Below are 12,768 nucleotides of genomic sequence, written 5' to 3' on the forward strand. Positions count from 1 at the left end.
TTAATGCTCTGCAAAAGTATAACTTTCCTAGTAAGTAGTAAAATTTAATAGGTAATTTTTAAATCATAAAAACTTTTTATCAAAAGTAAGTGGTAAAAGATTTTGTATAGAATCTGATTTATACACTTCTCCTGTTTCTCCCATAAAATAAATTTCAATAGGTTGTTCTTGTTTATACTCGTATTCAAAAATAGATTGTCTACAAGATCCACAAGGAGGAATAGGCTTATCTGTAACTGACAAAGTAGAACCTGCAGTAATTGCCATTTTTAAAATTTTGGCGTTTGGATATTGAGCTCCTGTATAAAAAATAGCTACTCTTTCTGCACATAAACCAGAAGGATAAGCTGCATTTTCTTGATTAGAACCTGTCACAATTTGCCCATTATCTAACAAAAGAGCTGCTCCAACATTAAATTTAGAATAAGGGGCATACGCCTGCATTCGAGCTTCAATGGCTTTTTGCATTAATGTCTTCACTTCCTCCGATAACTCAACCACTGAATCATAAACACTCAGTTTTGTATCAATTTTAATTTCTCTCATCATAAAGGTTAAGGGGAAAAAAAATCCAAATTTCATTTTACTGAAATTTGGATTTATAATTAATAATTTATTTTTTTAATATTGTTTGTAATCATCACCAAAATTAATAGTCAATGAAAAACGCAATGTATTTTCTAGTGGATTTTTAACTTTAGACATTGAGAATAAATACGATACGTCTACTTTTAGAGATGAATATTTAAACCCTGCACCTATAGTTGCAAATTTTCTAGCTCCTTTTACAGCACTTTCATTAAAATATCCTCCTCTAAAAGCAAATGAATCTTGATACCAATATTCTAATCCTGCTGCCCAAGTGGTTTCTTTTAACTCCTCACTAAAACCTCCTGGAGCATCTCCAAAGGATTTAAACATACCTGCTACCCAGCCTGTACTATTATATTGATTAACAGCGTCACGATAATCTTTTTGCTCTGAAGGATCTAAAACACCATTTCCATTGCTATCTATAGCTGTCTTAGGAGTTGGCACTAATAATTTATTAAATTCTAAAGTAGTAGATAACTTATTATAATCATCAAAAATAAAATCAAATCCTCCTCCTAAACGTAAATTAGCTGGCAAGAAGTTTGAACTACGTTCTACATCTGAATCGTACGAGATTTTAGGTCCCATGTTTTGAAGATTAAAACCGCCTCTCCATCTACCGTTGAAGTTACTGTACGCTATTTCAGATGATTCATAATAACCTGCTACATCTACTGCAAATGTTTGAGCAGATTTAGCGTCATTTGTACTAGTTGGTATTCTTAAATTAGAACGTATATATCGTCCTGCGATACCCATTGAAAATTTATCACTTAATTGCAAAGAATAAGACCCATCTAATGCCAATTCATTAGGGTTTACATTACCTGTTTGAACTCCTGTTTCATTTCTTAATTCAATTTCACCTAAACCGAAATATCGAAATCCAACTCCAAAAGCACTTCTCTCGTTAAATCTATTAAAATAAGTAAGCTGTCCTAATGACATATCATTTACTAATTCGGTTAAATAAGGTGTATAACTTACTGAAACACCATGCTTTTTTAAAGAAAAAGCATACTTAGCAGGATTGTACTGTTGTGAGAAAGCATCAGGCGAAGTTGCTACTCCCATATCTCCCATAGAGGCAGCTCTTGCATCAGCTGCTATTTGCAAAAAGGGTACCGCCGTAGTTATAACTCTATTATCATTCTGAAATTGAGCAAAGGCACTCACTCCAGTAAAAATCCCGATTAATACTAAACTAATTTTCTTCATTGGATTAAATAAAATGTTTACAAATATAATTTCTTTTATCAAAGAATCACTAATTTTTCAATTTTTTCCGCTTTTTTATTTGACAAAATCGACTTCACTGTCAACTTATACAAATAAACTCCTTTGGCTATTTTATCTCCAAAATCATCTCTTCCATCCCATTTTAAATCTCTTGACAAAAAACCTGTTGTAGAAATGGTTTGATTTTTAGTCCAAACAATCTTACCTGTTATTGTCATAACTTGAATTTGAACTTCCAAAGGCTCAAAGGGTTTATTATGAGTAAACCAAAACTCTGTATGATTAACGAACGGATTAGGATAATTCAATACATTTGTTAACACTAACTCTGAATCATATATTACAACAAATTTCAAATCTGCACTCACCACGTTATTATAGACATCCCAAGCTTTAACTGTTAATGTATGAGTTCCTGACGATAATTTTGCAAATTGATAATTTACTACGCCTTTGGTAAAATCATCTTTAGTTGAATTATAAAAATCATTTAAAATAATAGGTTTTGTCTCATCTCCGTCCAAATAAGCTACTATATCATGACCAATTCCTCCTGCTGTATTGATTCCATTTTCATCTTGTAGTTCTATAATTAAAATGGGGGTTTGATTTACAATACTTCCCGCGACAAAAGTCTTATCATTAATATATAATTCCATTTTAGGCGGACTATTATCTTGTTGGGCATTTTGATTTACACCTCCTATTTTAATATTTAAATCATTTCCTGTTCTATCTTTTATACCTGCATTTTCGGCAACATAAAAACTTACTTTACCATTTCCAATTGGAATTGAGATATCTTTAGGGACTACAAAATTAAATTGAAATTTACCTTCTTTTACATTTGCGTTTCCTCTAAAAATGGTTTCGCCAATAGATTTAAAAGATAGTTTGGGTAATATTCCATCATTTGCCAAAGTGGTTTTATCCACAAACTTATCAAAAATACTTACAAATAGTTCACCTTCATAATCATTTTCTAATTGTCCTTTTTCACTTTGAATTTCGCCTGAAATTTTCACCTTTGACAATGCAGACAAAGACCCTTTATAATCCGCTATAGGTTCATCATTTACATGAGTTATTATTGCTTTAGGATCAGGTATAGCTAGTTTCATTGCAGGATCTCCAATAAATGAAATCACATGATTTCCAACATTTAGTGCCTCTCTTTTAGCTAAACGTACTGCTTCAGCGATTGATACTTTTCCTTTATTTGAGTACCCAAACAAATAAGGTGCAATTAACAAATTATATTGTTCTCCTATGAATTGATAAATCAATCTTGAAGTCGAAATTAGTGCAACTGGTCCTCCGTATGGATTTTGAAAAGCAACCTCTCCTCCTGTGTCTCTCAAAGGATTATCATAACGAGTAAACTCACAAGTTACTGTCATAAAAAGAGGAAATTTATATGGGTTTGTTAATGATTTTATATCTGCTAATTCAAATAAACGTTCACTTGCCAAACCACTTTCGCCTCCATGACCTATATATATCATGGCTAATGCTCCTTGTGAAAAAGAATTTAAAAACTCTTCTTTCGCTTTAGGATATTTTTGTCCTCCTGAGGTAATAATTTGCTCATAAGCATCTGTGAAAATTTTTTTTGCATTAAAGGAAGGACGATTTAACACTATTGCATCTGCCATATTATTCAAATTAACCTGCAAGGTAGCGTCTGAATCTTTATCTACATCATCTGACAAAAACACTAAATTATTTCGCCATTTTCCCATTGATTTTTTGTCATGATATTGAATAATTTTATCTACCATTTGTTGAGCTTGCAAAACATCTTTTGCTAAAATTCTTCCTACGGCTATATCACAACCTTCTGTTCCTGTCATACGTCCTTCATTTGGATCTAGCATTCCAAAAAATTCATCTGATACAAAGGAGTCCGATAGGGTAAAACTTCCTAGTGATTGTAAATTAGGAACCAAATTTGTATTATTTTTAATACGATCTTTATAATCAAAAGAGGCATCTCCAAAAAGGCATAGATAACTTATTTTTTTTCCTTTTGGTGCCACTTCATATAAATATCTTACTAGATTTCGTATAGCTCCTATATCCTGTTTACCTGCCGAAAATTCATTATAAATAGCATCTAAAGCAACTACTTTAACATTTAACTTTGAATAGTTTTTATGAAAATTAGCTAATCTATCAGCCTGAGATTTTAAAATTTTAGGAGTTACAATTAAATAATCAATAGGTTGTACTTCGTTATTCTCATCTAAAAAAATAGTCCCTTTTAAATCTTGGTTAACCACACTAGACATTTCATCAGATATAGGACTGTAATAATCATTAGGTTCTACTACTACATATTCATGTACTTTATCATCTATAAAACTTAAAAAAGAAAAATCATTTTCAGTTCCTTTATTTATTTTAGAAACCGAATCAAAATCAGTTACCTCCCAAATTTCTCTAATCTGCCCCACATTTTTAAGATTATATTGAGCAATTAATGGATTATTTTCAATTTGATTAATTCTAAATCCAAACTGTTTCCCATAACCTATAAGGTTTGATTTTGCTGTAACACTTAAAAAATCTAAATAAGCTTTTGCTGAAGGAACTCCATTATTATTATATGACAAACTAATAGATAGGGTATTCGAGGTATTTTCCTTATATCTAGAAACAAAAAAGCCTTCCTGACCTTTCACTGTACTCAAATCTGAAATTCCAAAAAAATTAGTTCTTCCTCTATCTATTCCATTAACAACTACATTTATACTTGAGGGCTTAGAACTCGTTGCTACAGAACTAAATTTAATTTCAACATCATCACCCAGCGCAATATTAGGCACTAAAAAATCAAAAGTATAATTAGATTTTAAATGTAATTCTTCACCAAACCAACGTCTCCCAAACTCACCAATATTATATTTATCAATTTCATGGTATACATAAAAATCATATTTATCAAAAAAAACATGAGCTGAACCAATAGGTTGAACCTTTGTTTGTATTCTTTTTCCTTTATCTCCTTCAGTGGTTATATAATAATAGGACTTATCAGCATACAAATTATTATGAGTCATATTTTCCTCACTCCACTTATCCATACCCAAACCGTAGAATAAAATATAATCAGAATCATCAAAAATACCATCTTCTTCCCCTACCACTTGAATTGCATTTTCTTGTAAATCTAAATAAGGATTTTCAGAATTCAACAAAGGAATCATAGCCCCTCCATTACCATAAATTTTCAGTGTTCGAGGATCCACATTAACATCAACACCTAATTGAGACAAAAAAGCTTTGGTTATTTTATAGACTCCTGATTTACCAACATAAAACTTTTTCCATTTTCCATTTCGTAACACTGAATTTTGCAAAACAGAAGCACGAGACCTTGCTAACATTTTTTGAGATCTCATTTCACCAAAGGAATAATTAAAAGAAACGATTCTTTTATAAACATTTCCCTCCTTATATATTGGGTTAAAACTCAAAACAACTGAATTTTCATCTCTGAAGGTTATATTTTTTAACTTAAAATCTACAACGTTATTAATTCTTTTTAAATCTAAAACACCTAACAAAGACTCCTCTATCTCTTCTGTTATTAGATTATAACATTTTAAAGAACCTTCCTCTGAAAAGACATTTTCAGCAATCTTTTGTGAAAACAACAAACTATTATTTTCAAAACTGAATACCAAAGACTCTGGTTGAAAATTAGGAATCATCACAACTCTTGTTTCATCGTATTTCAAAGGTTTTGTTGTCCACCTCAGCTCAATATTTCCTGACCACTGAGCATTTAAACAAACAGAATACAAAAAACTAAAAAAAAATAAAAACCATCTCATAAACAAATAAACGCAAATTATCTCATCATATTATCGGTAAAAATAAACTTAAATACACAATAAACCATATTTTTAAGCGTTAATGATATATAATATTTATAGGATGTTTTTATGCTGAAAAATAATTTGAGAAGTATTATTGCTAATTAATCGTTAATTATTATATTGCATCACTTTAAATAATTACCTACTGAAAGTATGAAAGTAAACAAAACGATGACAGTAAGAGCACTTTTATCTGCTATAGTGCTTTTAAGTTTTACTACCAGTTGTAGTAAAAAGTCTAGTACTAAAGACACTTCAGCTGCAACAGGCTGGAAAATTAATGATCCTAATGGAGGTTTCCAGTACAATTCGAATTTCACAAAACAAGAAACAGGTCCTGGTCTAGTTTTAGTTGAGGGAGGAACGTTTACGATGGGAAAAATTCAAGATGACGTTATGCACGATTGGAATAACACTCCATCTCAGCAACATGTTCAATCTTTTTACATGGATGAAACCGAAGTAACGAACATAATGTATATGGAGTATTTAGATTGGATCAAGAGAGTTTTCCCTCCAACAGAAGAAAATTACAAACATATATATAATGGTGCCTTACCAGACACTTTAGTATGGAGAAATCGTTTGGGTTATAACGAAACCATGACAAATAATTATTTACGCCACCCTGCTTATTCTCAATACCCTGTAGTTGGCGTAAATTGGTTACAAGCTACTGATTTTGCAAAGTGGAGAACAAATCGTGTAAATGAATCTCTTTTAGAAAGAGAAGGTTATATGAAAAAAGGAGCAAAACTAGTAGACGTTGATGCAAACAATAGCTTTGACACTGAAGCATATTTAGTATCTCCTTCCACTTCGTTTGGAGGAAATGAAGAAATCATCCTTCAAAAACAACGCGGTAGATCTAGTGCCAAAAAAAGTCAAAAAGGCTCTACAACAAATACTGATGCAACTGCTAGTAGCGATGGTCCTAAAAACGTGTATGCTCAAAAAACCTCAGGTTTATTATTACCTGAATACAGACTTCCTACAGAAGCTGAGTGGGAATATGCAGCAGCCTCAGATGTAGGAACTCGTGAATACAATACTTATAGAGGTCAGAAAAAATATCCTTGGAAAGGACAATATACTCGCTCTGGAAATAGAGTAACACGAGGAGATCAATTGGCTAATTTCAAACAAGGAAAAGGAGATTATGGAGGAATTGCAGGCTGGTCAGATGACAATGCAGATATAACAGCACCTGTAAAATCATACAAACCTAATGATTTTGGTCTTTACGACATGGCAGGTAACGTAGCTGAGTGGGTACAAGACGTTTATCGCCCTATCGTTGATGATGAAGCAAACGATTTCAACTACTTTAGAGGGAACGTCTATACAAAAAACAAGATAGACAAAGAAGGTAAAATTGTTTTTATAACTTCTGAAACGATAAAATACGATACATTAAGTAATGGTAAAGTAATCGCTGTAAGTAAACCAGGAGAAATTGCACAAGTCCCAGTTGATGAAAACGAAACATATTTGAGACAAAACTTCTCAAGAAGTAACAACATTGGTTTTAAAGATGGAGATAAGCAATCTTCTCGTTTCTATAACCTAAATGATGACTCAGGAGAAGACTTAAAAGACAAAAAAAGAATGTACAACTCTCCTCTTCATAAAGTATCCCCTGATAGTACTGGAAATATTAGTAGAAAATTTGACAAATCAGACAAAAGAACTACACTAGTAGGAGACAATGTAAGAGTTTACAAAGGAGGTTCTTGGAAAGACAGAGCTTATTGGTTAGATCCTGCTTCAAGAAGATATTTAAACCAAGACCTAGCTACCGATTTTATCGGATTTAGATGTGCTATGTCTCGCGTAGGTCCTAAATCAGACTTTAAAAAAACACCAAGAAATAAAAAATAACATACTTTCCGTTTAAGATAAGATCCCGCTTTTGCGGGATTTTATTTTTTTAGTAATTTAGCATTATGAAAATAGAAGAATTATACCAATGTTTTTTACAATGTGACACCGTAACAACGGACACAAGAAAAATAACCCCAAACAGCTTCTTTTTTGCATTAAAAGGAGAGCATTTTAATGCTAACGAATTTGCACAAGAAGCATTAAATAAAGGCGCACTCTTCGCCGTTATTGATGAAAAAAAATACTTGACTGATGAAAATAAAATGTTTCTTGTCAAAAATGTTTTAGAAACATTACAAGAACTTGCCCACTACCATCGTAATCAACTAGGACTTCCTATCATTGCACTCACTGGCAGCAACGGAAAAACAACCACTAAGGAATTAATAAACGTGGTACTTTCTAAAAAATATAAAACAATAGCCACCATAGGCAACCTAAACAACCACATTGGTGTCCCGCTAACCTTACTTTCTATCAAAGAAGATACAGATATTGCTATTGTTGAAATGGGCGCAAATCATCAAAAAGAAATCGAGTTATTATGTTCTATAACCGAGCCCGATTTTGGTTATATCACTAATTTTGGAAAAGCTCATTTAGAAGGTTTTGGAGGTATTGAAGGAGTTATCAAAGGAAAAAGTGAAATGTACGATTACCTTATCCATAATCACAAAACCATTTTTATTAATTCTGACGACCCTATTCAACTCAGCAAAACAGCCTCAGCCAATAGATATAGCTTTAGTACGAACCCAGATCACAAACCAAATGTTTATATCTCTGAATGCACTGCTAATCCTTTAGTAACCATAAACTATAACAACATAAACATAAATTCGCACCTTATCGGCATTTATAATGCCAATAATATTAATGCAGCTATCACCATCGGAAAATATTTCAACGTTGCTGACACCGAAATTAAAGACGCTATTGAAAATTACATCCCAAACAATAATCGTTCCCAATTAATAGAAAAAGGAAACAACAAAATAATTTTAGATGCTTACAATGCTAACCCTAGTAGTATGGCTGCCGCTCTGGGCAATTTCCAACAACTAGACGGATCCAAAATTGCCTTTTTAGGCGATATGTTCGAACTTGGCAACGAAAGCCTAGAGGAACATAAAAAAATAATAGAAAGTATCATTGATACAACAAATGTTCAATTCTATTTTATAGGCAAAAATTTTTACTCTTCAAAAATAGAAAAAGAACACATCTATTATTACACATCATTTGAAGATTTTATTAAAAATAAACCTAACGAAATAAACAACACCACGATCTTAATAAAAGGATCTAGAGGAATGGCTCTTGAGCGAATTTTGGATATTATTTAATTCCAAAAGTCAACAACTCAACCATTGCTTATTCAAGAATAATTACTTCTTTTCCGAAAACAGCCTTTCTAATATCTTAATAAACTGTATAATTCTCTTTAGATTTATACAGTTTATACCAATTTTTCAATAAATTTACAAACTTTTAACAAATCCTTTTATTTCAATTATCAACATAAACAAACTTTTTCAGGACGAAATACACAATAATTAGATAAGGATTATTTTAATATTTTATTTTTTAAAACAGACAAAACAATTATTTAATAAATAAACCAGACAAAGCTATATTTTTATAGAATTTTCTTATTTTTTTTAAAACAATGAAAAAAATCATATTTCTCACAATCTTTCTTTCTTTTAATAAATTTTATTCACAGCACACTGAATCTTTTACATACGGATTAAAAATAGGTGCAGTACATTCATCTTTTAGTAATCTCCCCGAAATGATTGTAGGCAGAGACAATTCTTTAACTCATTTTAGTCTAGATTCTAAAGGAAGTTACGGAGTAGAAGGTGGTTTCTTTGTGAATGCTAAATTACCTAATACAAGAGTAGCCTTACAAGGTGAAATTCTTTACAGAAATTCAGGAGATAAATTAATATTCAACAATACTTTGGGAAAAAATTATACTTTAAGTTTTGATTATTCTTTTATAACCATTGGGGCTATTTACAAAGTATATCCTTACAAAGGTTTTAATGTAGGAACAGGGGTTTTTTATTCTAAAAACATAAATCCTAGCAATATAAATTACACTTCTAATGAATACGATGGAAGGTATGATACTACGAAACGACAATTTTATAGAGACGCATTAGTAGGTAGTGATGACTTTAGCTTGTCTTTTTCTCTAGGATATGAATTACCGTATGATTTACATATTGAAGGTAGATATTATTTAGGACTAGGTGATGTTATAAAAAACAAAACGGCATCATTTCAATTTATAGAAAATTACAATAGAAGTTCTGTTATAGGTCTTTCTATAGGTTATAGTTTACATAATTGGTAACATAAAAAAATCAACAACATGAAAAAAATTGTATTTCTTTTATTTTTTACAATAGTTACTCATAGTCAAATTGGAAAAGAAATTAGTTACGGCTTTTACGCAGGTGCTGTATATTCAAAAATGAATAATATACAAAACACAATAATTCCTCCTAACATTTACACCAATTTTTCCACGACTGAAAAAGATAAATTTGGGGCTCTAGCTGGTGTTTTCTTAAATTGGAAATACCCTCGAGCAAACATAAGTTTTCAACCTGAAATATTTTACAGTCGCCAAGCTACTGATTTTAATTACAACGACAACAAAGGATTAAATTATCAAATAAAATTTGACTATCACAATTTAAATTTAGGATTCTTATTCAAATATTACATTCATGAAGGGTTGTATTTAGGCATAGGCCCTAATGTTGCTCTAAATCTTAACAGAAATAATATTAGTTACACTTCTAATGGAGCTGAAATGGAACAAAAGTACGGAGTCTCCTTTACTCCAGATCCTATTGTACAAAAAACATTAAAAGAATCTCTTGAAGGAGCCGACTATTTTCAAGGTATTTTTGGCATTGGTTATGAATTTCAAAACAAATTAGTTCTTGGTTTTCGTTATCATTTAGGTTTAACGGATGCTCTAGAAACTAAAGAAAATGGGCACCGATTTATAGATAATAATAATAAAACCAACGCTTTTTCATTACACATAGGATACAAATTTGATTTTGATGATTCAAACAATTTCTAGTTCTATTGTCTCTTCTCATAAAATTATTAAAATCATTATTTAACATTCTAATAATATAAAAAACAAAAAATAGGCAATCCTATACAGCATTGAGGTAAAGGTATTTATTATGTATTATAAACAACAAATAAACTACACGCATGAAACTATATATACCCTTTTTTATCCTTATAATATCTATAAAATGCTTTGCTCAAAAATGTCCAGCACAAGTAAAAAATCCTTATATTTGGATAACAGCAGATAAAAATAAAAATCAGTTTATTTTAAAAAATCAATTAGCCCCTAACACTATATTATTAAAAAAGACTGAAGGAGTTCTAATAAATAATCATCCCAGCATATTTTTTGATGCAAGCCAAGATACACTAACCTTTAACATACCAAAAATAAATTATCAAACTATTTTTTTAGTTTATAAAGTAAAGGACAGTTTGACCGAACAAGTATTATGGAACATCTCTGATCAATCAAAAAACATTACTTTAACAACCACAGAAAGACTGGCCAATCTTTCTAATTTCAAATACAATTCATTAAAAAACAAGTCAGAATATTCTTCAGCTATTCATTTTTATCAACATACAAAATCAAACCTAAGCGATAATAATAAATACCAAATCTCTATAGGTAAAATAAAACATAACTTATCAATACCCGCCCGTTTTTTGAAAGGATATATTAGTGAAATTATCATGTATGATAGATTCCTTAACAACAAAGAAACCAATAAAATAGCAAGTTATTTAGCTATAAAATATGGTATTTCTTTATCTCAAAAAGAACTACAAAATTACACGGATAGCAAAGGAAAAATCATTTGGAACGCTCTTGAAAACAAACACTATTTAAATCATGTAACCGCTATAGGTAAAGATGAAACATCACAACTCTACCAAAGTAAAAGTCGTAATATTGAAGATGAGTTAACAACTATAGATTTAAGTTCTATTAAAGAAAGTGTTCCTGATAATAGCTTTTTGTTTTGGAGTGATAATGCCAAACCATTAAAATTTAAACAAGAAGAAGGATTACCTAAATTACTAGAAAGAAAATGGCTTATGTGTATTGATTCTACTATTGATAGTCATAAGATAAAGTGGCAATTTAATTTAAAAAAAATAACAGACTTAAAACAACCCGATACAAAACCCTGGTTAGTAATAGATCCAACAGGAAAAGCAAAATGGGATTCTGACGAAATAATATATAAAAAATTAGAAGAAACCTCAGACGGAACTACAACCCTAAATAATTATAATTGGGATGGTAAAAAAAACAAAAAAATCGTTTATACATTTCAAATGGCACCAGATATGTTTGCTAGAGTAAAAATTACTCAACCTAAATGCGGAATATCTGATGGGTTTTTAAAATATACAATTATTGGAGGTAAAGCTCCTTATACTATAACTTTAATTAACCATGATACTAAAAATGTTGTTAAAAAATGGATTCATGACAACAATACTTCAAACATCGCAGTACATTCTGGAAAATATAATTATATAGTTGTTGATGCTAGTGGAACCATTTATGAACAAAAAATATTTATTTCAGATCAAGATATAACAAGTCCTAAACTACAAGAAACATTTACCCTAAATGACACTCCAATAGTCATAAATGCAAACGATTATTTACCAGAAGGAGACTATCAATTTCAATGGTTTTTAAATAAAGAATTGATTACTAATGACAACACCATAATGCTAACAAATCCAGGCGATTATCAATTAATTACAAAACATGAAAATGACTGCGAAACAGTTACTAACTTTCGAGTAGAGGAGAAAAACAATAGTAAAAACAATCAAATAATAGCATTACCCAATCCTAGTGAAGATGGACATTTTAAAATTTTTGGAAATTTCAACACTATTACAAACGCAACACTATATATATACAACTCAGCTGGAGCTCTAATAACAACAGAAAAATGGTCTGGAAAAACCCAATATATATATAACGGTCATATTCCTACAAGTGGCGTTTATATAGCAAAAATAAGTACATCAGAAGAAGAAAAATCAATAAAAATAATAATAAAATAAACTA

At 30.6% G+C, this 12,768-nt stretch carries 8 protein-coding genes; 5 read left to right on the forward strand and 3 right to left on the reverse strand.

What is annotated here, in order from left to right; genetic code table 11:
- Positions 1–63: 63 nt before the first annotated feature.
- The 3 genes from cdd to porU all read right to left on the reverse strand — a co-directional run bounded on the left by cdd (position 64) and on the right by porU (position 5,672).
- A complete protein-coding gene (gene cdd / locus ACUXZJ_RS00695; protein WP_060383878.1) occupies positions 64–546 on the reverse strand; it encodes a cytidine deaminase in 483 nt (160 codons plus the stop codon).
- 75 nt (positions 547–621) lie between these two features.
- Positions 622–1,812 carry a type IX secretion system outer membrane channel protein PorV gene (porV, locus tag ACUXZJ_RS00700; RefSeq protein WP_060383013.1) on the reverse strand — a complete coding sequence of 397 codons (1,191 nt, stop codon included), beginning with the start codon at positions 1,810–1,812 and terminating at the stop codon, positions 622–624.
- Positions 1,813–1,850: 38 nt separating this feature from the next.
- Positions 1,851–5,672 carry a type IX secretion system sortase PorU gene (porU, locus tag ACUXZJ_RS00705; RefSeq protein WP_446195546.1) on the reverse strand — a complete coding sequence of 1,274 codons (3,822 nt, stop codon included), beginning with the start codon at positions 5,670–5,672 and terminating at the stop codon, positions 1,851–1,853.
- A 198-nt stretch (positions 5,673–5,870) separates the two neighbouring features.
- On the opposite strand from porU, the gene gldJ reads away from it, so the two are divergent.
- The 5 genes from gldJ (at position 5,871) to ACUXZJ_RS00730 (ending at position 12,764) form a co-directional block, all read left to right on the forward strand.
- Positions 5,871–7,598, forward strand: coding sequence for a gliding motility lipoprotein GldJ (gldJ, locus tag ACUXZJ_RS00710; RefSeq protein WP_060383015.1), 1,728 nt, complete (start codon positions 5,871–5,873; stop codon positions 7,596–7,598).
- A gap of 65 nt (positions 7,599–7,663) precedes the next feature.
- Positions 7,664–8,947 carry a UDP-N-acetylmuramoyl-tripeptide--D-alanyl-D-alanine ligase gene (locus ACUXZJ_RS00715; RefSeq protein WP_060383016.1) on the forward strand — a complete coding sequence of 428 codons (1,284 nt, stop codon included), beginning with the start codon at positions 7,664–7,666 and terminating at the stop codon, positions 8,945–8,947.
- A gap of 323 nt (positions 8,948–9,270) precedes the next feature.
- A complete protein-coding gene (locus ACUXZJ_RS00720) occupies positions 9,271–9,966 on the forward strand; it encodes an outer membrane beta-barrel protein (protein ID WP_060383017.1) in 696 nt (231 codons plus the stop codon).
- Between the two features lie 18 nt (positions 9,967–9,984).
- Positions 9,985–10,710, forward strand: a complete 726-nt coding sequence (locus tag ACUXZJ_RS00725) for a porin family protein (RefSeq protein WP_060383018.1) — start codon at positions 9,985–9,987, stop codon at positions 10,708–10,710.
- A 140-nt stretch (positions 10,711–10,850) separates the two neighbouring features.
- On the forward strand, positions 10,851–12,764 hold the full coding sequence (locus ACUXZJ_RS00730; protein ID WP_063743213.1) for a T9SS type A sorting domain-containing protein: 1,914 nt from the start codon (positions 10,851–10,853) through the stop codon (positions 12,762–12,764).
- The last annotated feature ends 4 nt before the right edge of the window (positions 12,765–12,768 follow it).

This window comes from Flavobacterium sp. TN-1 (assembly GCF_052828645.1).